Origin of the sequence: Pseudomonas pharyngis (assembly GCF_021602345.1) — a bacterium.
Lineage (GTDB): Bacteria > Pseudomonadota > Gammaproteobacteria > Pseudomonadales > Pseudomonadaceae > Aquipseudomonas > Aquipseudomonas pharyngis.
On sequence record NZ_BQID01000001.1, the window covers coordinates 84,614 to 109,912 of the forward strand.

The 25,299-nt window shown below is 62.4% G+C and carries 23 protein-coding genes; 14 read left to right on the forward strand and 9 right to left on the reverse strand.

Features of this window, described 5'->3' with window-relative positions; genetic code table 11:
• Nucleotides 1-186 precede the first annotated feature (186 nt).
• The 6 genes from L6D74_RS00365 to bioB all read right to left on the reverse strand — a co-directional run bounded on the left by L6D74_RS00365 (nucleotide 187) and on the right by bioB (nucleotide 5,092).
• Nucleotides 187-483: a hypothetical protein gene (locus L6D74_RS00365; RefSeq protein WP_007959856.1), complete on the reverse strand. Its 297-nt coding sequence runs from the start codon at nucleotides 481-483 to the stop codon at nucleotides 187-189.
• A 106-nt stretch (nucleotides 484-589) separates the two neighbouring features.
• Nucleotides 590-1,270 carry a dethiobiotin synthase gene (gene bioD, locus L6D74_RS00370; RefSeq protein ID WP_007959854.1) on the reverse strand — a complete coding sequence of 227 codons (681 nt, stop codon included), beginning with the start codon at nucleotides 1,268-1,270 and terminating at the stop codon, nucleotides 590-592.
• Complete coding sequence (gene bioC / locus L6D74_RS00375) at nucleotides 1,267-2,073, reverse strand: malonyl-ACP O-methyltransferase BioC (protein WP_236187442.1); 807 nt, start codon at nucleotides 2,071-2,073, stop codon at nucleotides 1,267-1,269. Before bioC ends, bioD begins: the two co-directional genes overlap by 4 nt.
• Entirely contained in the window at nucleotides 2,066-2,797 is a 732-nt protein-coding gene (locus tag L6D74_RS00380; RefSeq protein ID WP_236187443.1) for an alpha/beta fold hydrolase, read from the reverse strand. Before L6D74_RS00380 ends, bioC begins: the two co-directional genes overlap by 8 nt.
• A complete protein-coding gene (gene bioF, locus L6D74_RS00385; RefSeq protein ID WP_236187444.1) occupies nucleotides 2,790-3,968 on the reverse strand; it encodes an 8-amino-7-oxononanoate synthase in 1,179 nt (392 codons plus the stop codon). Before bioF ends, L6D74_RS00380 begins: the two co-directional genes overlap by 8 nt.
• Before the next feature lie 68 nt (nucleotides 3,969-4,036).
• Nucleotides 4,037-5,092: a biotin synthase BioB gene (gene bioB, locus L6D74_RS00390; RefSeq protein ID WP_011336244.1), complete on the reverse strand. Its 1,056-nt coding sequence runs from the start codon at nucleotides 5,090-5,092 to the stop codon at nucleotides 4,037-4,039.
• A 91-nt stretch (nucleotides 5,093-5,183) separates the two neighbouring features.
• Between bioB and L6D74_RS00395 the strand changes: the two genes are divergently transcribed.
• The 5 genes from L6D74_RS00395 to rarD all read left to right on the forward strand — a co-directional run bounded on the left by L6D74_RS00395 (nucleotide 5,184) and on the right by rarD (nucleotide 10,760).
• On the forward strand, nucleotides 5,184-5,921 hold the full coding sequence (locus tag L6D74_RS00395) for a ComF family protein (protein WP_236187445.1): 738 nt from the start codon (nucleotides 5,184-5,186) through the stop codon (nucleotides 5,919-5,921).
• A 58-nt stretch (nucleotides 5,922-5,979) separates the two neighbouring features.
• Nucleotides 5,980-6,744 (forward strand): TOBE domain-containing protein, encoded by a 765-nt coding sequence (locus L6D74_RS00400; protein ID WP_236187446.1) that lies wholly within the window; start codon nucleotides 5,980-5,982, stop codon nucleotides 6,742-6,744.
• Between the two features lie 69 nt (nucleotides 6,745-6,813).
• Nucleotides 6,814-8,715 carry a PhoX family protein gene (locus tag L6D74_RS00405; RefSeq protein ID WP_236187447.1) on the forward strand — a complete coding sequence of 634 codons (1,902 nt, stop codon included), beginning with the start codon at nucleotides 6,814-6,816 and terminating at the stop codon, nucleotides 8,713-8,715.
• 116 nt (nucleotides 8,716-8,831) lie between these two features.
• On the forward strand, nucleotides 8,832-9,806 hold the full coding sequence (locus L6D74_RS00410) for a serine/threonine protein kinase (RefSeq protein WP_236187448.1): 975 nt from the start codon (nucleotides 8,832-8,834) through the stop codon (nucleotides 9,804-9,806).
• Nucleotides 9,807-9,872: 66 nt separating this feature from the next.
• On the forward strand, nucleotides 9,873-10,760 hold the full coding sequence (gene rarD / locus L6D74_RS00415) for an EamA family transporter RarD (protein ID WP_039768038.1): 888 nt from the start codon (nucleotides 9,873-9,875) through the stop codon (nucleotides 10,758-10,760).
• A gap of 223 nt (nucleotides 10,761-10,983) precedes the next feature.
• Here rarD and L6D74_RS00420 read toward each other — a convergent pair whose 3' ends face one another.
• Nucleotides 10,984-11,502 (reverse strand): glycine cleavage system transcriptional repressor, encoded by a 519-nt coding sequence (locus L6D74_RS00420; RefSeq protein ID WP_085646901.1) that lies wholly within the window; start codon nucleotides 11,500-11,502, stop codon nucleotides 10,984-10,986.
• Between the two features lie 455 nt (nucleotides 11,503-11,957).
• Between L6D74_RS00420 and L6D74_RS00425 the strand changes: the two genes are divergently transcribed.
• The gene (locus L6D74_RS00425; RefSeq protein ID WP_236187449.1) at nucleotides 11,958-14,135 is read left to right on the forward strand and encodes a malate synthase G; all 2,178 of its coding nucleotides are present in this window, start codon (nucleotides 11,958-11,960) and stop codon (nucleotides 14,133-14,135) included.
• A 69-nt stretch (nucleotides 14,136-14,204) separates the two neighbouring features.
• Here the strand turns inward: L6D74_RS00425 and L6D74_RS00430 are convergent, their stop codons facing one another.
• The gene (locus L6D74_RS00430) at nucleotides 14,205-14,651 is read right to left on the reverse strand and encodes a response regulator (RefSeq protein ID WP_064599912.1); all 447 of its coding nucleotides are present in this window, start codon (nucleotides 14,649-14,651) and stop codon (nucleotides 14,205-14,207) included.
• 253 nt (nucleotides 14,652-14,904) lie between these two features.
• Here L6D74_RS00430 and L6D74_RS00435 point away from each other — a divergent pair, with 253 nt between their 5' ends.
• The 8 genes from L6D74_RS00435 (at nucleotide 14,905) to L6D74_RS00470 (ending at nucleotide 23,826) form a co-directional block, all read left to right on the forward strand.
• A complete protein-coding gene (locus L6D74_RS00435) occupies nucleotides 14,905-16,845 on the forward strand; it encodes a putative nucleotidyltransferase substrate binding domain-containing protein (protein ID WP_236187450.1) in 1,941 nt (646 codons plus the stop codon).
• A complete protein-coding gene (locus L6D74_RS00440) occupies nucleotides 16,842-17,549 on the forward strand; it encodes a 3'-5' exonuclease (RefSeq protein ID WP_064599916.1) in 708 nt (235 codons plus the stop codon). The genes L6D74_RS00435 and L6D74_RS00440 overlap by 4 nt, the downstream gene beginning before the upstream one ends.
• A gap of 110 nt (nucleotides 17,550-17,659) precedes the next feature.
• Nucleotides 17,660-18,178, forward strand: coding sequence for an RNA polymerase sigma factor (locus tag L6D74_RS00445; protein ID WP_039768032.1), 519 nt, complete (start codon nucleotides 17,660-17,662; stop codon nucleotides 18,176-18,178).
• Nucleotides 18,175-19,146: a FecR domain-containing protein gene (locus L6D74_RS00450; protein ID WP_236187451.1), complete on the forward strand. Its 972-nt coding sequence runs from the start codon at nucleotides 18,175-18,177 to the stop codon at nucleotides 19,144-19,146. The genes L6D74_RS00445 and L6D74_RS00450 overlap by 4 nt, the downstream gene beginning before the upstream one ends.
• 178 nt (nucleotides 19,147-19,324) lie before the next feature.
• Entirely contained in the window at nucleotides 19,325-21,751 is a 2,427-nt protein-coding gene (locus L6D74_RS00455; RefSeq protein WP_236187452.1) for a TonB-dependent siderophore receptor, read from the forward strand.
• Nucleotides 21,752-21,825: 74 nt separating this feature from the next.
• Nucleotides 21,826-22,956, forward strand: coding sequence for a PepSY-associated TM helix domain-containing protein (locus tag L6D74_RS00460; protein ID WP_236187453.1), 1,131 nt, complete (start codon nucleotides 21,826-21,828; stop codon nucleotides 22,954-22,956).
• Nucleotides 22,953-23,132, forward strand: coding sequence for a hypothetical protein (locus tag L6D74_RS00465; RefSeq protein ID WP_011336259.1), 180 nt, complete (start codon nucleotides 22,953-22,955; stop codon nucleotides 23,130-23,132). Before L6D74_RS00460 ends, L6D74_RS00465 begins: the two co-directional genes overlap by 4 nt.
• Nucleotides 23,133-23,196: 64 nt before the next feature.
• Nucleotides 23,197-23,826, forward strand: a complete 630-nt coding sequence (locus tag L6D74_RS00470) for a glutathione S-transferase (protein WP_064600969.1) — start codon at nucleotides 23,197-23,199, stop codon at nucleotides 23,824-23,826.
• An 87-nt stretch (nucleotides 23,827-23,913) separates the two neighbouring features.
• On the opposite strand, the gene creD is transcribed toward L6D74_RS00470, so the two are convergent.
• Nucleotides 23,914-25,284 carry a cell envelope integrity protein CreD gene (gene creD / locus L6D74_RS00475; protein WP_236187454.1) on the reverse strand — a complete coding sequence of 457 codons (1,371 nt, stop codon included), beginning with the start codon at nucleotides 25,282-25,284 and terminating at the stop codon, nucleotides 23,914-23,916.
• Between the last annotated feature and the right edge of the window lie 15 nt (nucleotides 25,285-25,299).

A 25,299-nucleotide genomic window follows, 5' to 3' on the forward strand; every position in this document is an offset into this window, starting at 1 on the left:
GCCGAAATCTTGTCAAGCGTCGTTCTTTTGCCGTTCGTCATCACATTTTCCGAACGCCAGACACAGCAGCGCGACATGTGCCCGACCGAGCCATGTGCACTGAAAAAAGATTAGTTGAGGGAGAAGGACTTACAACGAAAAACGCCGCGAACAGTCGCGGCGTCTGGCAAAGCGCAAATCAGAAAATCAGGCGAACGTATCGATGATCGTCCCGAGCATTTCATCGGAAGCCTTGGCGACTTTCACGCCCAGTTCCGCCTGAAACTTGCCTTGGGCCATCTCGACCATGTTGCTCGCCAGGTCCGATTGCTGGGCGCGATCCACGGAACGCAGACGATCGACCTGTACTTCCGAAGACTGGCTGGTAACCGAACGCTCGATGGTGCTGCTGGCGATCTGACTGGCGGCCTGATCGACGCGGTTCTGCCCGGTCTGGATGGTGCTCAGACCTGCATAAAAAGCTGTATTTCCGGAGATTTCCATGGGAGCTCTCATCCTTGGGAAGGATCAATGGGTGCCATTGAACCAGAGGCGTCAGAAAAACACCCGTCAAAAACACTAATGGCACAGTGCCTTGTCATAGCCAAAATCAGTCGAGCAGATCCAGTTGCAAGTGATCGGCAACCGCTTCGGCGCTGACCGCCTTGAGTTTCGGCACCCGCCCCAGGCAGGGTGCCGGAATCCGCTCGGCCAGTGTCGCCAGGTTTTCCTCCAGCCGCGAAGTCTTCGGATCAATGATGTTCGCCACCCATCCCGCCAGTTGCAGCCCGTCCCGGGCAATTGCCTCGGCAGTCAACAGCGCGTGGCTGATGCAACCCAGGCGCACACCGACCACCAGAATCACCGGCAGCTTCAGCGCAATTGCCAGATCCGACAGATTGTCCTGATCCGCCAACGGCACCCGCCAACCGCCCGCGCCTTCGATCAGCGTGAAGTCGGCGTTCATGGCCAGAATCTCGCGCATCGGCGCCAGCAACGATTGCACGGTCAGCGCCACACCCGCCTCACGCGCTGCCAGATGCGGCGCGATGGCCGGCTCAAACGCCACCGGGTTGACCTGTTGATAGGTCAGCGGCAACGAGCATTCGGCCTGCAACGCCAGCGCGTCGGAATTGCGCAAACCTCTGGGCGTCACCACACAACCGGACGCCACCGGTTTGCCCGCTGCCGTGCTCAATCCTGCCGACCGCGCAGCGTGCAGCAACCCGGCGGCGACGGTGGTCTTGCCGACGTCAGTGTCGGTTCCGGTGATGAAATAGGCTGCGCTCATAAGGGTTTCTCCAACACGGCGTAGACCACCTGATAGGTCGCTGGCAGCCCTTGAGGCTGACGGAACTGCTCGTAAGCCTCGACCAGCCCCAGAATCCGCGCCCGCCCGGTCAATCCACCCGGCCGGCCAGGGTTCAGGTTATGCGCGCCCAGTGCCTTGAGTTCGTGGGTCAGGCTGCGCACATCCGGGTAATGCAGCACATGCGGCCGATTCTCCAGACTGGCCGTACGCAAACCACTGGCCGCGCACAATTGCTCATAGCGGGCGAACTCGCGGAAGCGGTTGACGTGCACCAGGCCATCGACCTGACGCCAGCTGTCGCGCAATTCGTGCAGCGTCCCTGCACAAAGACTAGCAAACGCGAAAATCCCCCCCGGTTTCAGCACCCGAAACGCTTCACCGAGCACCGCTTCGAAGTCCGCGCACCACTGCACGGCGAGGCTGGAGAAGATCAGATCACATGTCGAATCCTGCAACGGCAATCGTTCGGCATCGCCAGCAATAAAGTGCGTGGCCCCGCCCAACGGCCGCGCGTGATTGAGCATGCCTTCAGCGATATCCAGCGCCAGCCCCTCACCAAATCGCTCGGCCAGCGCCCGGGTGAAATACCCGGTGCCGCAGCCCAGATCCAACCAGCGTGCCGGCCGAAAATCCACCGGCAAGCGATTCATCAACTGCGTACCGACATCGCGCTGCAATTCGGCGACGCTGTCGTAGCTGGCCGCTGCGCGAGAAAAAGAAGCTGCGACCTGGCGCTTGTCAGGCAAGCCGCCGGGCAACGCCGCAACAGACAAATCAGTCATCACCGCACTCACTCAAAAACGCCTGGATCGCACCCGCCACACCGTGGGGGTCTTCCAGAAAAAACGCATGGCTGGCCTGCTCGATCAGACCAACTTCGACATCTGCCAGCAAGGCGAACAACTCACCCGCGGCTTCCGCAGGCACCAACCCGTCCAGCCCGCCAAACAGATGCAATTGCGGGCCGCGAAACGCCTGCAAGGCTTCACGCGTATCGATCTGCGCCAACAATTCAAGACCGGCCATCAAAGCGGCCGGCGAGGTATTCGGCGCGCCGCCGAGCAAGAGCCGCGACAAGCCGCGCGCGTCTTGCGCGCCCTGGGCGCACAGCAGCGAGAATCGCTTGAGGGTCGTGCGCGGGTCGGCGCTGCAGCCGGCCAGAAACGCATCGAAGGTCTCGCCGGGCATCGCGCTCGGCCATTGTTCATGGGCGACAAACGAAGGGTTGCTCGCCAGGGTCAGCAAGCCGCAGCAATGTTCGCCACGCCGGGCCGCCAGCTCGGACGCGAGCATGCCGCCCAGCGACCAGCCGCCAAGCCAGGCATCTTCGGGGACGCGCTCATCGAGCTCGTCGAGCCAGTCGTTCAGATCGCTGGAATCCAGCTCCGGCAACGGCTCGATGTCGACCTGCAGGTGTTCGTCGAGTCCGCGCAACGCAGCGGCCAGCGGCTCCAGCGGCGAAACCCCGAGCCCCCAACCCGGTAACAAAATCAGGCGATCACGCATGGCTCGGCTCCGACGTCAGTTGAGCAAAGCAATCGGCCAGTCCTTCTAACAATAGCTGCACCTGCGCCTCGCTGTGGGCAGCGGTCAGCGTCACCCGCAACCGCGCACTACCGGCAGGCACGGTCGGCGGGCGGATTGCGGTGACCATCAACCCACGCTCGCGCAGCATCTGCGACAGACGCATGGCGCGACCGGCATCGCCGATCAGGATTGGCTGGATCGGCGTGAAACTGTCCATCAGTTCCAGACCGATCTGCTCAGCGCCGTGGCGGAACTGTCGGATCAGCGCCTGCAAATGCTCGCGACGCCAGTGCTCGCTGCGCAGCAGCTCCAGACTTTTCAACGTTGCACAGGCCAGCGCCGGCGGTTGGCTGGTGGTGTAGATATACGGGCGGGCGAACTGGATCAGGCTTTCGATCAGCTCTTCACTCCCGGCCACAAAGGCGCCAGCCGTACCGAACGCTTTCCCGAGGGTGCCGACCAGCACCGGCACGTCCTCCTGGCTCAAACCGAAATGCTCGACGATCCCGCCACCGTTCGCCCCCAGCGGACCGAAACCGTGAGCGTCATCGACCATCAGCCAGGCGCCTTTGGCCTTGGCTTCCCGGGCCAGCGCCGGCAGATCGGCAAGGTCGCCGTCCATGCTGAATACGCCGTCAGTGACTACCAGTGTATTGCCGGTGGCTTTCTCCAGGCGCTTGGCGAGGCTGTCGGCGTCGTTGTGCAGATAACGATTGAAGCGCGCGCCGGACAACAATCCGGCATCCAGTAACGAGGCATGGTTGAGCCGGTCTTCCAGCACCGTGTCGCCCTGCCCGACCAATGCGGTGACCGCGCCAAGGTTGGCCATGTAACCGGTGGTGAATAGCAGCGCACGCGGCCGTCCGGTGAGGTCTGCCAGAGCTTCTTCCAATTCGTGATGCGGGCCGCTGTGGCCGATCACCAGATGCGAGGCACCGCCGCCGACGCCCCACTTTGAGGCACCGGCGCGCCAGGCTTCGATCACTTGCGGATGATTGGCCAGACCCAGGTAATCGTTGTTGCAGAACGCCAGCAGCGGCTGACCGTCGACCACCACTTGCGGCCCTTGCGGGCTTTCAAGCAGCGGTCGCTGGCGATAGAGATTGTCGGCACGACGGGCAGCAAGGCGTGCGGCGAGATCGAAAGACATGCAAGCCTCACGGGTGGCAAATGAATCAGCAGGCGCCGCCCGAGGCAGCGCCTGAGAAGAACGGGCGATCAGACCGCCGCGTTGTAGAACTGCTCGCTGCTCTTCTGCTCCACCAGCGCCTGCTCGATGGCGGCCTGGTGGACTTCGTCGGCATGCTCTTCGCGGGCTTCCGGCTGAATGCCCAGGCGCGCGAACAGTTGCATGTCCTTGTCGGCCTGCGGGTTGGCCGTGGTCAGCAGTTTGTCGCCGTAGAAGATCGAGTTGGCGCCGGCGAAGAATGCCAGGGCCTGCATCTGCTCGTTCATCGCTTCGCGGCCGGCGGACAGGCGTACGTGGGATTGCGGCATGAGGATGCGCGCCACGGCGAGCATGCGGATGAAATCGAACGGATCGACGTCGTCGGCGTTTTCCAGCGGCGTGCCGGCAACTTTCACCAGCATGTTGATCGGCACCGACTCCGGATGCTCCGGCAGGTTGGCCAGCTGGATCAGCAGGTTGGCGCGGTCATCGAGGGACTCGCCCATGCCGAGAATGCCGCCGGAGCAGATTTTCATCCCCGCATCGCGCACATAGGCCAGGGTCTGCAGACGCTCGGCATAGGTGCGGGTGGTGATGATGCTGCCGTAGAACTCCGGCGAGGTGTCGAGGTTGTGGTTGTAGTAGTCGAGCCCGGCCTTGGCCAGGGCTTCGGTCTGGTCCTGATCGAGACGGCCGAGGGTCATGCAGGTTTCCAGGCCCATGGCCTTCACGCCTTCGACCATCTTCAGCACGTAAGGCATGTCCTTGGCCGACGGGTGCTTCCACGCCGCGCCCATGCAGAATCGGGTCGAACCGATGGCCTTGGCGCGGGCAGCCTCTTCGAGGACTTTCTGCACTTCCATGAGCTTTTCTTTTTCCAGCCCGGTGTTGTAGTGACCGGACTGCGGACAATATTTGCAATCTTCCGGACAGGCCCCGGTCTTGATCGACAACAGGGTGGAAACCTGAACGCGGTTGGCGTCGAAATGCGCGCGGTGCACCGTCTGCGCCTGGAACAGCAAGTCGTTGAATGGCTGAACGAAGAGTGCTTTGACTTCGGCCAAAGTCCAGTCGTGACGCAGGGTGGCAGTGGTGCTGGCGCTCATGGGCGTTTCCTTGGTTATGCTTGGCTGGCGCCTGGGGAAACGGAATACCCACAGGCACGACACGGATGTTCGGCATATTTAAGGAAGAGTCATGCGCTGTCAACCACACTACGAAAGGCCGGTTTACATCTGGTTAAAAAACAAACAGAACTGCTTATTGTGCGACGAACCGGCAGACGCGCAAATCCCGATCTGCACCGCTTGCGAAACCGATTTGCCGTGGCTGGGCGATCAATGCCTGACCTGCGCCCTGCCCCTCGCAGCCGGCCTGACTTGTGGTGGCTGCCTGCAGGATCCACCGGCCTTCGAACAGGTGGCCGTGCCCTGGATTTACGGTTTTCCGGTGGACACGCTGATCACCCGCTTCAAGCACAACGCCAAATGGCCGCTTGGCCACTTGCTCGCCGACGTTCTCGGCGAGTTTCTGCAACATCGCTTCGAAGAAGACCTGCCTCGCCCGGACGCCCTGCTACCGGTGCCGCTTGCGCCGAAACGCTTGCGCCAGCGCGGCTTCAACCAAGCGGCGATGCTCGCGCAGTGGCTGGGCAAGTCACTCGACCTGCCTTGCGAGGAACACTGTCTTTTGCGCGTGCAGGATACTGACGCCCAGCAGGCGCTGAACGCCAAGGCGCGGAAACACAATCTGCGATACGCCTTCGCCTTGAGCCCCGATGCCCAGGTGAAAGGCCGGCACCTGGCCCTGGTCGACGACGTGCTGACCACCGGCGCCACCGCCCAGGCGCTGGCCCGTTTGCTGATGGACGCCGGTGCCGCGCGGGTGGATGTGTACTGCCTGGCCCGTACGCCAAAACCCGGCGACGCGGCTTGACGGATACGCCATGAGCCGCCAACGTCCTCCCTCAACCCTTCAGTACAAAGCGTCCGCCATGTCCCTGCCCAGTCTGTTGTCCCAGCACATCGTCCGCCGTCCGCAGCGCATCGCCTTGCTGCAACACATCGCCGAACAGGGTTCGATCACCCGTGCCGCGAAGAGCGCCGGCCTGAGTTACAAGGCGGCGTGGGATGCCATCGATGAGCTGAACAACCTCGCGCAAAAGCCTCTGGTCGAGCGCGCGGTAGGCGGCAAGGGCGGTGGCGGAGCCAAACTGTCGAGCGAGGGCGAGCGAGTGCTGCGCCTCTATCAAAAGCTGCAAGCCTTGCAGGCCCAGGTACTGGAGGCGGCCGAGGATGCCAGCGATCTGGACCTGCTCGGTCGGCTGATGCTCAGGACCAGCGCACGCAACCAGCTGCACGGCAAAGTCGTGCTGATCGAAGGTCAGGGCCGCAACGACCTGATCCGCCTCGAACTGGCTGAAGGCCTGTCGATCGACGCGCAGATCACCCACGACAGCACCGTCCATCTGGAACTGCAACCGGGCACCGAAGTGGTGGCGCTGATCAAGGCCGGCTGGCTCGAACTGCTCGCTCCACAGGCCACGCCTGCCGTCGGCCACAACCTGTTGAACGGTCGGATCGAGGCGATTCTCGACGCCGAAGATGGCCCGAGCGAAGTGCGCATCGCCCTGCCCAACGGCCAGACCCTGTGCGCGCTGGCCGAACCGCTGGACTTGCGCAGCCGTGGCCTGACGGTCGAGCAAGCGGTGCAGGTGCAGTTTTCCCCGTCCAATGTGCTGCTCGGAACACCGCTCTAAACACCGCTGCAACGAAAGCGTCATCGACCCGCATTAAGGTGGCTGCCAAAACCATGCAGGGAGCCTGATGTGAGCCTATTAGAAGAAAACCAATCCACAGACCTGGAAAAAATGGTCGGCCTGAGCCGTCGCGGTTTCATCAGCGCCGGCGCGCTGTGCGGCGCGGCGATGTTCCTCGGCGGCAACCTGCTGAGTCGCAGCGTGCTGGCCGCCAGTGTCAGCGCCGGCAACAGCCGTCTGCTTGGCTTCGACAGCATTCCAGCCGCCACCACTGACACCATCAGCCTGCCCAAAGGCTACAAGTCGTCGGTGCTGATCAGCTGGGGTCAACCGCTGCACAAGAACGGCCCGGCCTTCGACCCGAGCGGCAATGGCACCGCGGCTGCACAGGAAGTGCAATTCGGCGACAACAACGACGGCATGAGCCTGTTCGAATTCCCGGGCGAGAAAAACCGTGCGTTGATGGCGATCAACAACGAATACACCAACTACCGCTACCTCTATCCGCACGGCGGCATGCCGCAATCGGCCGAGGACGTGCGCAAGGCCCTGGCCTGCGAAGGCGTGTCGGTGATCGAAGTGCAGCGCAAGAACGGCCAGTGGCAGTTCGTCCAGGGCTCGCGCTACAACCGACGCATCCACGGCAACACGCCGATCCGCCTCAGCGGCCCGGCCGCCGGCCACGAACTGCTGAAAACCAGCGCCGACAAGCACGGCAAAAAAGTCCTCGGCACTTTCCAGAACTGCGCCAACGGCAAGACACCGTGGGGCACTTATCTGACCTGCGAAGAGAACTTCACCGACTGCTTCGGCAGCAGCAACGCCCAGCAACAGTTCGACCCGGCGCAGAAACGCTACGGCGTGGTCGCCACCAGCAAAGAGATCAACTGGCACCCTCACGATCCGCGCTTCGACATGGCCAAGAACCCCAACGAACTCAACCGTCACGGCTGGGTCGTGGAGATCGACCCGTTCGATCCGCAATCGACCCCGGTCAAACGCACTGCGCTGGGCCGCTTCAAACATGAAAACGCCGCGCTGGCCGAGACCGACGACGGTCGCGCCGTGGTGTACATGGGCGACGACGAACGCGGCGAGTTCATCTACAAATTCGTCAGCCGCGACAAGATCAATCACCGCAACGCCAAGGCCAACCGCGACATCCTCGATCACGGCACGCTGTACGTGGCCAAGTTCGATGCGGGCGACGGCAACCCGGACCACCCGAAAGGCCAAGGCCAGTGGATCGAACTGACCCACGGCAAGAACGGCATCGACGCCAGCAGCGGTTTCGCCGATCAGGCCGAAGTGCTGATTCATGCGCGGCTGGCAGCCAGCGTGGTTGGCGCCACGCGCATGGACCGTCCGGAGTGGATCGTGGTCAGCCCGAAAGACGGCCAGGTCTATTGCACCCTGACCAACAACGCCAAGCGCGGCGAAGACGGCCAACCGGTGGGCGGACCGAACCCGCGCGAGAAGAACGTCTACGGGCAGATCCTGCGCTGGCGCACCGACCGCGACGATCACGCGGCGAAAACTTTCGCCTGGGATCTGTTCGTGGTCGCCGGCAACCCGGGCGTCCACGCCGGTACGCCGAAGGGCGGCTCGTCGAATATCACCCCGCAGAACATGTTCAACAGCCCCGATGGCCTCGGCTTCGACAAGGCCGGACGGTTGTGGATTCTCACCGACGGCGACTCGAGCAACGCTGGTGATTTTGCCGGGATGGGCAACAACCAGATGCTCTGCGCCGATCCTGCGACCGGTGAGATTCGCCGGTTCATGGTCGGGCCGATCGGTTGCGAAGTCACCGGGATCAGCTTCTCGCCGGATCAGAAAACCCTGTTCGTCGGGATTCAGCACCCGGGCGAGAACGGCGGTTCGACCTTCCCCGAGCATTTGCCGAACGGCAAGCCGCGGTCATCGGTGATGGCGATTACCCGTGAGGATGGCGGGATCGTCGGCGCCTGATCTGGCGAAGCTCTGATCGTTCCCGTGCACTGCACGGGAACGATCCCACTCAAGACAGCCCGTCTGCGCTACCATGCTGAGCCGGACGCGGCAGCCTGCTGCGCGCAGGAGTCAGCATGACCCACCCGTTTGAAACCCTCACCCCAGACCTCGTGCTCGATGCTGTCGAAAGCATCGGCTTCCTGAGCGACGCGCGCATTCTGGCGCTCAACAGTTACGAAAACCGCGTCTATCAGGTCGGCATCGAAGACTCGGAACCGCTGATCGCCAAGTTCTATCGCCCGCAGCGCTGGACCAATGAAGCCATTCTCGAAGAACACCAGTTCACCTTCGAACTGGCCGACGTCGAGATCCCGGTGGTGGCGCCACTGATCCACAACGGCGAAACCCTGCACGAACACGCCGGATTTCGTTTCACCCTGTTTCCCCGTCGCGGTGGCCGGGCGCCGGAGCCGGGCAATCTCGATCAGCTGTATCGTCTCGGCCAGTTGCTCGGGCGCATGCACGCGGTCGGCGGCACCAAACCGTTCGAGCACCGCGAAGCGCTGGCGGTGAAGAATTTCGGCCATGACTCACTGGCCACCCTGCTGGAAGGCAACTTCATTCCCAAGAGCCTGCTGCCCGCCTACGAGTCCGTCGCCCGTGACCTGCTCAAGCGTGTGGAAGACGTCTACGCCAGCACGCCGCACCAGAACATCCGCATGCACGGCGACTGCCACCCCGGCAACATGATGTGCCGCGACGAGATGTTCCACATCGTCGACCTCGACGACTGCCGCATGGGCCCGGCGGTGCAGGACATCTGGATGATGCTCGCCGGCGACCGTCAGGATTGTCTCGGGCAGCTGTCGGAATTGATGGACGGCTACAACGAATTCCATGACTTCGACCCGCGCGAACTGGCGCTGATCGAACCGCTGCGCGCCCTGCGCCTGATGCATTACAGCGCCTGGCTGGCCCGGCGCTGGGACGATCCGGCGTTCCCCCGCAGCTTTCCATGGTTCGGCAGCGAGCGGTATTGGGGCGATCAGGTGCTGGCGTTGCGCGAGCAACTGGCGGCGCTGAACGAAGAGCCGTTGAAGCTTTTCTGACACGACACGTCTATACAACTGCCCGTACAATCGCTGCTTTGTTAGCTGCCTAAGCAAGGATTCTGCATGCAAGCCGCCAACCCGCGTCGCGGGTACATTCTGGGCCTGAGCGCCTACATCATCTGGGGACTGTTCCCGCTCTACTTCAAAGCCATCGCCGAAGTGCCGGCGGTGGAAATCATCATTCACCGGGTGCTGTGGTCAGCGCTGTTCGGCGCGCTGCTGTTGATGGTGTGGAAGCATCCCGGCTGGTGGCAGGAACTGCGCGACAACCCGAAACGCCTGGCGATTCTTGCGCTCAGCGGCACCTTGATCGCGGCCAACTGGCTGACCTACGTGTGGTCGGTGAACAACGGCCGGATGCTGGAGGCGAGCCTCGGTTACTACATCAACCCATTGGTGAACGTGCTGCTGGGCATGCTGATCCTCGGCGAACGCTTGCGGCGCATGCAGTGGCTGGCGGTTGGTCTGGCGGCGGTCGGTGTTGCGCAGCAGGTGTGGCAGGTCGGCAGTCTGCCGTGGGTATCGCTGGTGCTGGCGCTGACCTTCGGTTTCTACGGGCTGATCCGCAAGCAGGCGCCGGTCAAGGCGTTGCCAGGGCTGGTGGTGGAAACCTGGATGCTGGTGCCGATCGCCCTCGCGTGGCTGCTGTTCAATCCGACCGCCACCAGCGCCCAGGCCGAGTTCTGGACCACCTCCGAAGCCTGGTGGCTGGTGGCGGCCGGCCCGGTGACGCTGGTGCCGCTGGTGTGCTTCAACGCGGCCGCGCGGCATCTGCCCTACACCACCCTCGGTTTCCTGCAATACCTGGCGCCGACGTTGGTACTGCTGCAAGCCGTGCTGCTGTTCGGCGAGCACTTGTCGTCCAGCACGCTGATCGCCTTCATGTTTATCTGGGCCGGTCTGGCGGTGTACAGCGTCGATGCATGGATGAGCTTGCGCCGGCGCAGCTGATCAAAAAACGCACAAACCTCCACAGGCCACGGTTCTCGTGGCCTGTATCGTTCCTTCCCAAGGTTATCCACAGCGTGATCCCCGCCGTTTGTGCGCAAGTCACTGAATGCTGGCGGTTTTTTGATCAATCTTCGCCAAGCCACAGCGGACGTGGCCTGGCGCTCAGTCTCTACAGGTTATCCACAGGCAGGTGCACGCTAAAACTGGATAACCCATTCCGCTCTCATGGATCAGTGCGCAGCACCAGTTCCACCATCAAGTCATCGGCCAGGGTTTCCAGGCGCGATTGCAGCACGTCCAGCGACAGGGTCAGCGGCACTGCCAGGATCGCCTCGGCGTGGAACAGCGGTTCACTGCTCATCGGTGCCGGGCGCACTTCGGTCACCAGCCGTTCGAGGTTGACGCCCTGCTCGCTCAGCAACCGGGTAATGTCGCGCACGATGCCGGGACGATCATTGCCCACCAGTTCCATGGCGATCGGTTTCCAGGTGCAGGCCTGTTCGATACCGCTTTCCGCCACCAACACGCGAATGCCCTGTGCCGACAGTGCTTGTAAGGCATCGACTAATTCGTCGTAAGCCTCCGCCGGCACGCCCACCCGCAGGATCCCGGCGAACTGCCCGGCCATGCGCGACAGGCGGCTTTCCAGCCAGTTGCCGCCGTGTTCGGCGATGCATTGGGCGATGCGCTCGACCTGCCCGGGCTTGTCCGGTGCGAAGACGGTGAGTACGAGGTGATCCATGGCGCAGCCCTCTTGTCATGACTTTTGTTATAGAAAAGCAAGTATAGGCAAGCGTTCCACAGACGCCTCAGACGCTCGAAGTCACAAATCGTGTACAACTTTTTATATTTAACTGGAACAATCCATTGGTTTTTTGAGAACATCCCGTTCCGCGCCGTGACCGCAATGCGTCATGGGGTCGCAGAACGACGTAATTAGTCTGATTTTCACAACCGCAACTCATCATGTAGTATGCCGCAGCGCGCACTACATAACGCTGGATCGATGTCTGCCCAAGGCACGTTCGCAACCCTGAAAGCCCCGTCAGCAAGGCCCCCAAGCCGTTGATTGGTCCCAACCCAGCCGCCAGCGATGGCATGTACTGGTCGAAGGGTTTGTGGTTTAAATGGCCAGAAGGCTTCATTGTTAAATTGACGAGCTGAAAAGCGAAATAGCTGAGCAGAGTGAGGCAAGCAATGACTGAACACGTTCAAGTCGGTGGCCTGCAGGTCGCCAAAGTCCTGTTCGACTTCGTGAACAACGAAGCCATTCCCGGTACCGGCCTCACCGCCGACAAATTCTGGGAAGGTGCCGACAAGGTCATTCACGACCTGGCGCCCAAGAACAAGGCCCTACTCGCCAAACGCGATGACTTCCAGGCTCGTATCGATGGCTGGCACCAGAGCCGTGCCGGTCAGCCCCACGACGCCGTGGCCTATAAAGCCTTCCTGCAAGAGATCGGTTATCTGCTGCCAGAAGCGGCTGATTTCCAGGCAACGACGCAAAACGTCGATGACGAAATCGCCCGTACCGCCGGCCCGCAACTCGTGGTGCCGGTGATGAACGCCCGCTTCGCCCTCAACGCCTCGAACGCCCGCTGGGGTTCGCTGTACGACGCCCTGTATGGCACCGACGCCATCAGCGAAGCCGGCGGCGCGGAAAAAGGCAAAGGCTACAACAAGGTGCGTGGCGACAAAGTCATCGCCTTCGCCCGTGCGTTCCTCGACGAAGCCGCGCCACTGGCGACCGGCTCCCACGTCGACTCCACCGGGTACAAGATCGCTGACGGCAAACTGCTGGTTACACTAAAGGGCGGCAGCACCAGCGGTCTGCGCAACGACGCACAGCTGATCGGTTTCCAGGGCGACGCCAATGCGCCGATCGCGATCCTGCTGAAGAACAACGGCCTGCACTTCGAAATCCAGATCGACGCCAGCACCCCGGTCGGCCAGACCGATGCCGCCGGCGTCAAAGACATCCTGATGGAAGCGGCCCTGACCACCATCATGGACTGCGAAGACTCCGTGGCTGCTGTCGATGCCGACGACAAAGTGGTGATTTACCGCAACTGGCTGGGCCTGATGAAAGGCGACCTGGCGGAATCCGTGTCCAAGGGCGGCCAGACCTTCACCCGCACCATGAACGCGGATCGTACCTACACCAAGGTCGACGGTAGCGAACTGACCCTGCACGGCCGCTCGCTGCTGTTCGTGCGCAACGTTGGTCACCTGATGACCATCGACGCGATCCTCGACAAGCACGGCAACGAAGTGCCGGAAGGCATCCTCGACGGTCTGGTGACTTGCCTCGCGGCGATGCACAACCTGAACGGCAACACTTCGCGCAAGAACACCCGCACCGGTTCCGTCTACATCGTCAAGCCGAAGATGCACGGCCCGGAAGAAGCGGCGTTCACCAACGAGCTGTTCGGTCGCATCGAAGACGTACTGGGCCTCAAACGCAACACCCTGAAAGTCGGGATCATGGACGAGGAACGCCGTACCACGGTCAACCTCAAGGCCTGCATCCAGGCTGCCAGCGAGCGCGTGGTGTTCATCAACACCGGTTTCCTCGACCGCACCGGCGACGAAATCCACACCTCCATGGAAGCCGGCCCGGTGGTTCGCAAGGCTGACATGAAGGCCGAGAAGTGGATCGGCGCCTACGAAAACTGGAACGTCGATATCGGTCTGAGCACCGGCCTGCAAGGTCGTGCGCAAATCGGTAAAGGCATGTGGGCGATGCCCGACCTGATGGCGGCGATGCTCGAACAGAAAATCGCTCACCCGATGGCCGGCGCCAACACTGCGTGGGTTCCGTCGCCGACCGCCGCTGCGCTGCACGCGCTGCACTACCACAAGGTCGACGTGTTCGCCCGTCAGGCCGAGCTGGCCAAACGCGCCCGCGCTTCGGTCGATGACATCCTGACCATCCCGCTGGCGGTCAACCCGACCTGGACCCCGGAGCAGATCAAGAACGAACTGGACAACAACGCCCAGGGCATTCTCGGTTACGTGGTGCGCTGGATCGATCAGGGCGTGGGCTGCTCGAAAGTGCCGGACATTAACGACGTCGGCCTGATGGAAGACCGTGCGACGCTGCGTATCTCCAGCCAGCACATCGCCAACTGGCTGCGTCACGGTGTCGTGACCGAAGCGCAAGTGATGGAAAGCCTCAAGCGCATGGCGCCGGTGGTAGACCGTCAGAACGCCAACGACCCGCTGTACCGCCCGCTGGCCCCGAACTTCGACAGCAACATCGCCTTCCAGGCGGCAGTCGAACTGGTGATCGAGGGCACCAAACAGCCGAACGGCTACACCGAGCCGGTCCTGCACCGTCGTCGTCGCGAGTTCAAGGCTGCCAACGGCCTGTAACCTGCGCGGATGCCGGACATGAAAAAGCCCTGATCTTTCGATCAGGGCTTTTTTGTTTGCGCTGGATGGCTAGGGCTCGATGCCCAACTCATGTCTGACGAGACCGAGCAATTTGGCGGTATCGATCGGTTTGAGCAGGAAATCCACCACGCTCAAATGCATCGCCGCGATCGCGTCCTTCACGTCGGCATCGCCCGAAACAATGATGATCGGCATCGCCGCCCGTACCGATTCACGCACCTGACGAATCAGGTCCAGGCCATCGACATTGCCCATCCGCAGATCGGTGATCACCAGGCCGATGGAGGGCCTTTCCTCGAGCATCTTCAGCGCGGACTCACCGCTGGCCGCGGTCATGCAACGAATACCGTCCAACCCGAGAATCTCCGACAACAGCTCCCGGGCGTCCTTGTCGTCATCGACGATCAATACGCGCTGCGGTGGCAGATCGGGTTCGAGCATTACAGCGCTGAGCGCTTCGCGCTCGGCGTCGCTCAAAATATCGTGGTCGGACATGGCGTTCTCTACGTTTTCAATTCGATCCCCTGGCACAGTGGTCAGACATCGCTGGGCAGAGCTTCAATGTGCACTTCGTCGGATTTTTTTCCAAGGGGCGAACCGAAGAATTTCCGACTGATTTTGTAGGGCATATCCGAAAATTCCCCAACGGCATGCCCAACCTAGACTTACGTCCAATGGGCACCCCGCGCGATGGGGTCGACCATGGCTGCAACGATCCGACAACAACAATTCGAAAAAGACTGCGGTAATGGTTATGAGTAAAGCGGACGCCTTCACCCAGGCAGGGAAAACCGCGGTGTTGCAGAACATTCAGGGCACTTTGCAATTCCTCCAGCGCTTCCCCCCTTTCAATCAAATGGAACATGCCCACCTGGCCTATCTGGTGGAGCAATGCCAGCTGCGCTTCTACGGTCAGGGCGAAAGCATCATCAAACCCGCCGACGGGCCGGTCGAACATTTCTATATCGTCAAGCAGGGCCGAGTGGTCGGCGAGCGTCCGCACACGGCCAAGGGCGGCACCGAAACCACGTTTGAAATCACCACCGGCGAGTGTTTTCCCCTCGCTGCGCTGCTCGGCGAACGGGCGACCCGCACCGAACACCTGGCCGGCGAAGACACCTTCTGCCTGCAACTGAACAAACTGGCGTTCATCAAGCTGTTCGCCCTTTCCAGCACCTTCCGCGACTTCGCCCTGCGCGGAGTCAGCAGCCTGCTCGATCAGGTCAATCAGCAAGTCCAGCAGAAAGCCGTGGAAACCCTCGGCACCCAATACTCGCTGAACACCCGTCTCGGCGAATTGGCCATGCGCCATCCGGTGACCTGCAACCCCTCCACCCCACTGCGCGAAGCGGTGAAGTTGATGCACGAACAACAGGTCGGCAGCATCGTCGCGGTGGACGAACACAAGGCCCCGCTGGGGATTTTCACCCTGCGCGACCTGCGCCATGTCGTGGCTGAAGGGGTTGATGATTTCAGCGAGCCGATCGAACGGCACATGACCCGCTCGCCGTTCCATCTGTCGCCGGATCACAGCGCCTTCGACGCGGCGATTGCCATGACCGAGCGGCATATCGCCCACGTGTGTCTGGTCAAGGATCGACGCCTGTGCGGCGTGGTTTCCGAACGGGATCTGTTCTCGCTGCAACGGGTCGATCTGGTGCACCTGGCGCGGACCATCCGCAGTGCCCAGCGGGTCGAACAACTGGTGACCCTGCGCGGCGAGATCGGCCAACTGGTGGAGCGCATGCTGGCTCACGGTGCCTCGTCGACCCAGATCACCCACATCATCACCCTGCTCAACGATCACACCGTGTGCCGGGTAATCGAACTGACCCTCGCCGAAAAAGGCGACCCCGGCGTACCGTTCAGTTGGCTGTGCTTCGGCAGCGAAGGCCGGCGCGAGCAGACTCTGCACACCGATCAGGACAACGGCATTCTGTTCGACGCGCGGGATGCGGCCCATGCGGCGGAGATTCGCGGCAAACTGCTGCCCATCGCCCAGCAGATCAATACCAGCCTGGCGCAATGCGGTTTCACCCTGTGCAAGGGCAACGTCATGGCCGGCAATCCGCAGCTGTGCCTGTCCCGCGCCGAATGGGCCCGACGCTTTGCCGCGTTCATTCGCGAGGCGACCCCGGAGAACCTGTTGGGCTCCAGCATCTATTTCGACCTGCGCGTGGTCTGGGGTGATGAACAGGGCTGCGAGCAATTGCGCCGCGGGATTCTCGATCAGGTCGGCGACAATCGTCTGTTCCAGCGGATGATGGCCGAGAACGCCTTGCGCAACCGTCCGCCGGTTGGGCGATTCCGTGAGTTCGTTCTGACCCGCAAGAACGGCGAGAAAGCCACGCTGGACCTGAAAATCCAGGGCCTGACACCCTTTGTCGACGGCGCACGTTTGCTCGCACTGGCCCATGGCATCGACGCCAACAACACCCTCGAACGCTTTCGCCAACTGGTGGATAAAGAAGTCATCGACCGGCTGGATGGCGCCGCGTACGAAGAGGCCTACCACTTCATCCAGCAGACGCGCATGCAGCAGCATCAACTGCAGACCCGGGAAAACCTGCCGTACTCGAACCGGGTCGATCCCGACAGCCTCAATCATCTGGACCGGCGCATCCTGCGTGAATCCCTGCGCCAGGCCCAGCGCCTGCAAAGCAGCCTGACCTTGCGGTATCAGCTATGAGCCTGTTTTCGTGGCTGCGCCCGGCCAGCCCCGTTGTGCCGGACGACCTGCAACAGCGCCTGACGAAACTGCCGGCCATCGGCGAGCTGCGCGAGTGCAGCCTGCGCGAACAGCGTTGGGTGGTGCTGGACCTGGAAACCACCGGGCTGAACCTGAACAAGGACCGGGTGCTGTCGATCGGCGCGGTGGTGATCGAGGACGGAGCGATCGACTTCAGTCAGCAGTTCGAACGCACCCTGCAATGCCGCGAGCTGAAACTCGGCCCGAGCGTGTTGATTCACGGTCTGGCACCGAGCGCGATTGCCGCCGGCAGCGAGCCCACCGAAGCCCTGGTCGAGCTGCTGGAGTTTATCGGCGACAGTCCGGTGCTGGCGTTTCACGCCTCCTTCGACCAGCACATGCTCGGCCGCGCGCTGAAAGAACATCTGGGGCACAAGTTGCAGACGGTGTTCCTCGATGTGGCGCAGATCGCCCCGCTGGTTTGCCCCCAGGCGCACATTCGCGAGGCGGGGCTGGACGAGTGGATCGACTGGTTCAAGCTCGAAGTGTTCGAACGTCACCATGCGAGCGCCGATGCTCTGGCCACGGCGGAACTGGCGCTGATCCTGTTCAGCCGGGCACGCCAGCAGCAGATCCACAGCCCGCTAAATCTGCAGCAACGCTTGAGTCAGTGGAAACGCCGCCAGCAGACGCATTCGTTCTGAATCCGGGTTGTCGCCCGACAACCCGACCGGTGGCCAATTGCTAACCATTCCCACCTCTGCCACAATCGCGAACAATTCTCGTTAGTTAACACTTCCCAGTCGGTGTCGTCGTGTCTTCAGCCCAAAGCCCTCACAGTGAGCTCGTCGGTGCGTTGTATCGCGACCACCGCGGCTGGCTGCTGGCTTGGCTGCGGCGCAACGTGGCTTGCCCGCAACGCGCCGAAGACCTGAGCCAGGACACCTTCGTCCGCCTGCTCGGCCGCGACGAGTTGCTGACACCCCGCGAACCCCGGGCGTTTCTGGTGGCGATCGCCAAAGGGTTGCTGTTCGACTACTTCCGCAGGGCCGCGCTGGAACAGGCGTATCTGACCGAACTGATGCTGATCCCCGAGGGCGAACAGCCCTCGGTCGAAGAGCAGCAACTGATCCTCGAAGACCTCAAGGCCATCGACCGCATGCTCGGCAAGCTGTCGACCAAGGCCCGCGCCGCTTTCCTCTATAACCGCCTCGATGGCCTGACCCACGCCGAGATCGCCGACAAACTCGGCGTGTCGGTCCCGCGCGTACGCCAGTATCTGGCCCAGGGTATCCGCCAGTGCTACATCGCGCTGTACGGTGAGCCAACATGAGCCCGGCCAGTTCTAGACCGGTCCCGGCCCATGTGCTGGACGCGGCGATTGCCTGGCAATTGACCCTCGATTCCAGCACCCCACTGGAGCGCGAAGAGTTCGCCAAGTGGCACGCGGCCAACGAAGAACACGCCCGCGCCTGGCGCCAGTTGGGCATGCTCGACCAGCGTTTCAGCGTGGCCAAGGGCCCGGCACGCAACGCGTTGCTGCAATCGCGCGAAGGTATCCGCCGCCGGGTGCGCAAGCTCGGCAGCGGGCTGGCCAGTGTCGTGGCGGTGGTCGGACTGGCCTTGTTTGCCGGCGAACGTTATCTGCCGCTGGATTACTGGCTCGCCGATCAACGCACCGCCACCGGCGAACAGCGCACCGTGCGTCTGGCCGACGGCACCGTACTCAACCTCAACACCCACAGCGCCGTGGATGTCCGCTTCGATGAGAAACAACGCCTGATCGTGTTGCAGGAAGGCGAAATCCTCGTCGAAACCGGTCACGGCGATGCGCGGCCGTTCATCGTCGAAACCGCCGAGGGCAGCATGCGCGCCCTGGGCACGCGGTTCCTGGTGAAGCGCGAAGACGCCGGCACGCGCCTGAGCGTCCTGCAGTCGGCGGTGGCGGCGCATCCACAATCCGATCCGCAGGAACAGATCCTGCGCGAAGGCCAGCAAGTGCTGATCCGCCAAAACGGTCTGGATTCGGTGGTGGCGCTCAACCCCGGTGCCGATGCCTGGACCCGCGGCATGCTGGTGGTGGACAACGCGCGCCTGGAAGACCTGGTGCATGAACTTGGCCGCTATCGTCGCGGCCATCTGGGCATCGCGCCGGAAGTCGCCGACCTGCGCATCACCGGCAGCTTCCCGCTGCACGACACCGACAAGGCGTTGAATGCCCTGTTGCCGACCTTGCCGGTGCAGATCGAGCAGCACACGCCATGGTGGGTGACCGTGGCCAAGGCTGATCCGAAGCCCTGACATTCAGCACTGCCTGCCCACGACAGGCCGCCTGCCACACCCCTGAAAACGGACTTTCTGCTGACTTGCGCAGCCATGTCGTTCGTTAATCGAAATTATTTTCATCCAGCCCTATCACTTTTCGAATCTCGTCCGGCACACAGGCAATTGAGAAATATTTCCATTCAGGAGCCGCCGTATGTCCCGTTCGCTAGACACCTTGTTGCGCCCCAGTTTGCTGGCGGTCGCCATTGCCCTCTGCACCCCGCTGGCCAGCAGCCAACTGATCGCCGCTGAACAGGCATCGAGCGTGCGCGCCTACAACCTGCCAGCGGCTCCGTTGTCGACCACTCTGAACCAGATCGCCAGTCAGGGCGGCCTGACGCTGTCGCTGAACCCGTCGCTGGCGGCGGGCAAGACTTCGGCGCCGGTCAACGGCCAATATGACGCGGCCGGCGCCCTGCGCGCGGCGCTGCGTGGCACCGGTCTGCAACTGGAACAGAGCGGCGCCGGCACCTACACCCTGGTCGCCGTGCCGGAAGGCGCGATGGCCCTGCCGGAAACCTCGGTGATCGGCGTGGAAAACTTCGAAAGCGCCTGGGGCCCGGTCGAAGGCTACACCGCCACCCGCACCGCCGCCGGCACCAAGACCGACACCGCACTGGTCGAAGCGCCGCGTTCGATTTCGGTCGCCACGCGCCAACAAATGGAAGACCGTGGCGTGCACAGCCTCGATGACGCCGTGCGCTACATGCCGGGCATCACCGCCAGCAGCTACGGCAGCGACACTCGCGCCGACTGGCTGCGCGTGCGCGGCTTCGAACCGACCCAGTTCCTCGACGGCCTGCCCCTGCCAAAAGGCGTGTACGCCAACCCGAAACAGGAAACCTGGAACCTCGACCGCCTCGCCCTGCTGCGCGGCCCGGCCTCGTCGGTGTACGGCCAGACCCCGCCGGGCGGTTTGCTGGACATGGTCAGCCGTCGTCCGAGCGATGTGCAGAGCAGCGAAATCCAGCTGCAGTACGGCAGCGACAACCACCGCCAGATCAACTTCGCCAGCACCGGCAAGATCGATGAAGCCGGCCAGTTTCTCTACGGCCTCAGCGGTGTGGTACGTGACAGCGGCACGCAGATCGACCACGTCGACAACAAGCGCTACAACATCGCGCCGAGCCTGACCTGGAACATCGACGACGACACAAAATTCACCCTGCTGACCCAGTTCACCCGCGACGATACCGGCATCACCAGCCAGTTCCTGCCGGTGCAGGGCACCAAGATCGACATGCCGTTCGGCAAGGTTTCCCACCACAAGAACCTCGGCGATCCGGACTGGGAATACTACGACCGCACCTACTACGCGCTGGGCTATGCCTTCGAACATCGCCTGAACGATACCTGGCAGTTCAAGCAGAACCTGCGTTACACCAAGTCGGATCTGTCGTTCCAGGGCATCACCGTCGGCTCGTATCCGTTCACTCAAGTGGACAATGACGGCAACGTCGGCCGTACCACCACCATCGTCGACGAAGACATCAGCCAGTTCGCCGTGGACAACAACTTCCAGGCCGACTTCGCCACCGGCGACATCCGCCACACCCTGCTGCTGGGTCTGGACCACCAGCGCAGCAATACCAACTACACCTCGATCTTCGGCAGCGCACCGGAGATCAATGTGAACAACCCGATCCATGGTCAGCCGATCGTGCGCCCGGCGCGTTCCACCGCCTTCTATGACTACAACCAGAAGACCTACCAGACCGGCCTCTACGTCCAGGACCAAATGGCCCTGGATCAATGGCGCCTGACCCTGGGCGGTCGTGAAGACTGGGTGCACACCAGCACTCAATTCATCAACAAGGGCGACGCCACCAACACCCAGCGCGACAAGGCGTTCAGCGGCAACGCAGCGATCAGCTACGTGTTCGACTCCGGTTTCGTACCGTACCTGTCCTACGCCGAATCGTTCCAGCCGACCACTGGCGCCGACGCCTCGTCGACCGAATCGCTCAAACCGACCGAAGGCAAGCAGTGGGAACTGGGCATCAAGTACCAGCCACCGGGCAGCAAGACCCTGCTGACTGCGGCCGTGTATGACCTGACCCAGAAAAACGTCTCGGTCAGCTCGTTCGTCAACGGCGTATCGATCACCAGCCAGACCGGTGAAGTCAAAGTCAAAGGCCTGGAGCTGGAAGCCGTCTCCGACGTTACCGACAACCTGAAGGTCATCGCCGCGTACACCCTGGCCAAGTCCGAAGTGCAGAACGGCGCCGACAAGGGCAACCGCCTGCAACTGATGCCGAATCAGCAAGCCTCACTGTGGGCCGATTACACCTGGCACAGCGGCGTGCTCGACGGCTTCGGCATCGGTGCCGGCGCGCGCTACACCGGCAACACTTACGGCGACAAAGCCAACACCTGGCTGGGCAAGGCGGACGCCTACACCGTGTTCGACGCCGCCGTGCATTACGACCTCGGCCGTCTGGACAACAGCCTCAAAGGCGCGTCGCTGGCACTCAACGCCACCAACCTGCTGGACAAGGATTACATTTCCACTTGCGACAGCTTCTACTGCTACTACGGCGACCAGCGCAGTGTCGTCGCCAGCGCCACTTACAAGTGGTAAGCGCCTGAGCTGAAACAGGCCCTGCAACCAGGCCGTCCCTCGTGGACGGCTTGGGTGTTTTTGAAGGTCATGAAATGAAAAGTAAAACCATTCGCCGCTGGTCCTTCGTCCACACCTGGACCAGCCTGATCTGCACCGTGTTTTTGCTGCTGCTGGCCCTGACCGGCCTGCCGCTGATTTTCCATCACGAGATCGACCACCTGCTGGGCGATGCGCCCGAGTTGCGGGTGATGCCGGCGGACAAACCGCATCTGAACCTGGCGCAACTGGTCGAAGCGGCGGAGAAGCATCGGCCCGGCGAAGTCGTGCAGTACTTCGGTTTCGAAGACGACGAACCGAATGCCGTGCTGACGATCATGGCCAGGACCGCCGGTACCGAGCCCAACTCCTCGCACACCTTCATGCTCGACGCGCGCACCGGCGAAGCCCTGGAAATGCCGTCGGCCAACGGCGGGCTGATGCTGTTTATCCTGCGCCTGCACGTCGACATGTTCGCCGGTCTGCCGGGCAAGCTGCTGCTGGCGTTCATGGGTTTGCTGTTCGTGGTCGCGATCGTGTCCGGCACGGTGTTGTACCTGCCGTTCATGCGCCGCTTGAAGTTCGGCACCGTGCGCCAGGACAAATCCACCCGCCTGCGCTGGCTCGACCTGCATAACCTGATCGGCGTGGTGACCCTGACCTGGGCGCTGGTGGTCGGCGTGACCGGTGTCATCAGCGCCTGCGCCGATCTGCTGATCGCCGCGTGGCGGGCCGAAGCCCTGACGACCCTGATCGCGCCCTACCGCGATGCCCCGCCGCTGACGCAACTGGCCCCGGCCACCCGTGTGCTGGAGATTGCCAGTGACGTCACACCGGGGATGAAACCGGACTTCATCGCCTTCCCCGGCACGCGCTTCTCCAGCGAGCACCATTACTCGGTGTTCATGAAGGGCGGCACCCACCTGACCTCGCACCTGCTGACCCCGGTGCTGATCGACGCCAGCACCCTGCAAGTCACGGCGGTGGCGGAGCGACCGTGGTACATGGACGCCATGGGCATGTCGCAGCCGCTGCACTTTGGTGACTACGGCGGCATGCCGATGAAAATCCTCTGGGCCACGCTGGACGTGCTGACCATCATCGTCCTCGCCAGCGGCGTGTACCTGTGGGTGGTACGGCGCAAGGCCGCGAAACCGGTGTTGGAAACGGCGGAGGCCGCTGCATGAAACCGCGTCAGTCGAATTTCTGGAAAGTCTTCAGCACGCCGCTGGTGATCGCGCTGCTGAGTGCGGCGGGCCTGTTCGCGGCGCTACTGGGCGACGGGATCTGGGATGGCCTGAGCTGGGTGGGTCTGGGCATTCCGGCCACCATTGCTCTGCGCGGATTGCTGCAACGTCGCTGAACGGCTTGAGCCTGACGGGCAACGCGCTATGCTGCCCGTCTTGCCCTTGACCGAGACCCTGCCAATGTCCGCTCCCAGCATGACCCTGTTCCACAACACCCTGTCCCCGTTCGTGCGCAAAGTCATGGTGCTGTTGCACGAGACCGGCCAGCAGGATCGCGTCGCGCTGCAGGATTGCGTGCTCAGCCCTGTCAGCCCGGACGCCGCCCTCAACGAAGACAACCCGCTGGGCAAGATCCCGGCCCTGCGCCTGGCCGACGGCAATGTCATCCATGACAGCCGGGTGATCCTCGATTACCTCGACCACCAGCACGTCGGCAACCCGCTGATTCCCCGCGACGGCTCGGCCCGCTGGCGGCGCCTGACCCTGGCCTCGATGGCCGACGGGATCATGGACGCCTCGGTCATGGTGCGTTACGAGCAAGTGTTGCGCGCCCCGGAAAAACACTGGGACGAATGGCTCGAGGCCCAGCGCGAGAAGATCCGCCGCGCCCTCGCCCTGCTGGAACGCGACGCGATTGCCGAACTGACCTGCCACTTCGACGTCGCCGCGATCAGCGTGGCCTGTGCACTGGGTTATCTCGACCTGCGCTTCCCGGATCTGGGCTGGCGTGACGCCAATCCGCAACTGGCCAACTGGTTCTTTGAAGTGAGCCAGCGGCCGTCGATGATTGCGACGATGCCGAAGGTTTGATGTGCCGGGCGGGAGGCAGCGAGGCAAAGATCAGCGTCATCAACAACTCGGCCTCCCGCTGCTCCTCACGCAGCCCCACGAACCGGCTCATTGCACCGCTCCGTTATCGAATTCCAGCGGTTTGGCCGGTTTCTGCCCGATCCCGTACCAGTCCAGATTGCGGGTCAGCACCATGAACACACCGAGCAGACCGAACAGCAGCAGCGAGCCCATCAGCAGCGCGTAATCCTCGGCGCTCAGCAGGCCGTAGAGCAAGCCATACAACGCCGCCAGCCCCGCCGAAAAACTCAAGCCATGACGCACGCTGCGCAGCACGTGGCAGACGTAGAACCCGATCAACAGCACACAACCGCTGGCCGACAACAGATACGCCAGGGCAAACCCGATGTGCTCCGACAACGACAGCAGCAACAGATAAAAGAACGCCAGCGCCACACCCACCAGCGCGTATTGCACAGGGTGCACCGCCAGGCTTTTCAGCACTTCGAACAGGAAGAAACCGGCGAACGTCAGAACGATGAACAGCAGCGCATATTTGATCGCCCGGTCGCTCTTCAGATACTGATCCACCGGATCGATGAAGCTCACGCCGAAACTGCGCCCGTTGAACGCCTCGCAATCATTGCCCGACACACAACGGCTCATCGCTTCTTGCAAATTGGTGGAGAAAAACGAGGTCTGCCAGTCAGCGGTAAAACCCTGATCGTTGATCTCGCGCCTGGCCGGCAGGAAGTTACCGATGAAGCTTGGGTGCGGCCAGTTGGCGGCGAGGTTCACGCGGCTGGTTTTGCCCACCGGCAGCACCTGCAGCGAACCGGTGCCTTGCAGGCGCAGGTCGAAGCCGAAGGCCAGTTCCGTGGTTTTGCCGGTGTCCAGCGCCGGCAGCGTCACTCGCACACCCTCGCCCAGCCAGCCGACCTGAGTACCGGGCACGAAGTCCAGGCGTTGCGCGCCCAGTTCCAGCTTCAGCGCGTTTTCAATCCCGCGAATGTCACTGATGCCGACCGCCAGGAACGGCGCATCGAAGGTGTAATCGGCAAAATCCTCCTTGATCCCCAACTGCGCCGGCAGCGAGAAATGCCCACTGATGCGGTTGTCGGCATGGAACAGCCGCGCCTCGTAAATACCCCGGGCACGCAGCTCGGTCTGCACCTGGCCGTCGAGTTCAAAACGCTCCGGCAGGAAATACAAACGTCCGCGCTCCTCGCCGATTTCCTGGTAACGCTCGTCGCTCTTCTCTTTGGTTTTCCAGGTGCGCACCACCTTGCGATACGGCACAACCATCACCGGCCCGCTGAGTTGCTGGCTGTAGCTTGAGCTTCTGGCAATGTCTTCCAGCACACCGTCACGCAGTTGCTGGCGATCATCGATGATGCCGTCGATCATCAACAGCGGCACCAGCAACACCAGGATCAGCAGGGCAATGGCCCCGAGTTTTATCGTCAGACTTTTGTTCATGGGACTCTCCCTGTT

What these genes read in the sequence shown, in the direction of transcription:
- L6D74_RS00465 (WP_011336259.1), top strand. Translation starts at nt 22,953, where the DNA reads ATGAAACCGCGTCAGTCGAATTTCTGGAAAGTCTTCAGCACGCCGCTG.
- L6D74_RS00460 (WP_236187453.1), top strand. Translation starts at nt 21,826, where the DNA reads ATGAAAAGTAAAACCATTCGCCGCTGGTCCTTCGTCCACACCTGGACC.
- L6D74_RS00440 (WP_064599916.1), top strand. Translation starts at nt 16,842, where the DNA reads ATGAGCCTGTTTTCGTGGCTGCGCCCGGCCAGCCCCGTTGTGCCGGAC.
- bioD (WP_007959854.1), bottom strand. Translation starts at nt 1,270, where the DNA reads ATGAGCGCAGCCTATTTCATCACCGGAACCGACACTGACGTCGGCAAG.
- L6D74_RS00365 (WP_007959856.1), bottom strand. Translation starts at nt 483, where the DNA reads ATGGAAATCTCCGGAAATACAGCTTTTTATGCAGGTCTGAGCACCATC.
- L6D74_RS00455 (WP_236187452.1), top strand. Translation starts at nt 19,325, where the DNA reads ATGTCCCGTTCGCTAGACACCTTGTTGCGCCCCAGTTTGCTGGCGGTC.
- L6D74_RS00420 (WP_085646901.1), bottom strand. Translation starts at nt 11,502, where the DNA reads ATGGATCACCTCGTACTCACCGTCTTCGCACCGGACAAGCCCGGGCAG.
- bioC (WP_236187442.1), bottom strand. Translation starts at nt 2,073, where the DNA reads ATGACTGATTTGTCTGTTGCGGCGTTGCCCGGCGGCTTGCCTGACAAG.
- L6D74_RS00425 (WP_236187449.1), top strand. Translation starts at nt 11,958, where the DNA reads ATGACTGAACACGTTCAAGTCGGTGGCCTGCAGGTCGCCAAAGTCCTG.
- L6D74_RS00435 (WP_236187450.1), top strand. Translation starts at nt 14,905, where the DNA reads ATGGTTATGAGTAAAGCGGACGCCTTCACCCAGGCAGGGAAAACCGCG.
- rarD (WP_039768038.1), top strand. Translation starts at nt 9,873, where the DNA reads ATGCAAGCCGCCAACCCGCGTCGCGGGTACATTCTGGGCCTGAGCGCC.
- L6D74_RS00395 (WP_236187445.1), top strand. Translation starts at nt 5,184, where the DNA reads ATGCGCTGTCAACCACACTACGAAAGGCCGGTTTACATCTGGTTAAAA.
- creD (WP_236187454.1), bottom strand. Translation starts at nt 25,284, where the DNA reads ATGAACAAAAGTCTGACGATAAAACTCGGGGCCATTGCCCTGCTGATC.
- L6D74_RS00410 (WP_236187448.1), top strand. Translation starts at nt 8,832, where the DNA reads ATGACCCACCCGTTTGAAACCCTCACCCCAGACCTCGTGCTCGATGCT.
- L6D74_RS00380 (WP_236187443.1), bottom strand. Translation starts at nt 2,797, where the DNA reads ATGCGTGATCGCCTGATTTTGTTACCGGGTTGGGGGCTCGGGGTTTCG.
- L6D74_RS00470 (WP_064600969.1), top strand. Translation starts at nt 23,197, where the DNA reads ATGTCCGCTCCCAGCATGACCCTGTTCCACAACACCCTGTCCCCGTTC.
- bioF (WP_236187444.1), bottom strand. Translation starts at nt 3,968, where the DNA reads ATGTCTTTCGATCTCGCCGCACGCCTTGCTGCCCGTCGTGCCGACAAT.
- bioB (WP_011336244.1), bottom strand. Translation starts at nt 5,092, where the DNA reads ATGAGCGCCAGCACCACTGCCACCCTGCGTCACGACTGGACTTTGGCC.
- L6D74_RS00400 (WP_236187446.1), top strand. Translation starts at nt 5,980, where the DNA reads ATGTCCCTGCCCAGTCTGTTGTCCCAGCACATCGTCCGCCGTCCGCAG.
- L6D74_RS00430 (WP_064599912.1), bottom strand. Translation starts at nt 14,651, where the DNA reads ATGTCCGACCACGATATTTTGAGCGACGCCGAGCGCGAAGCGCTCAGC.
- L6D74_RS00450 (WP_236187451.1), top strand. Translation starts at nt 18,175, where the DNA reads ATGAGCCCGGCCAGTTCTAGACCGGTCCCGGCCCATGTGCTGGACGCG.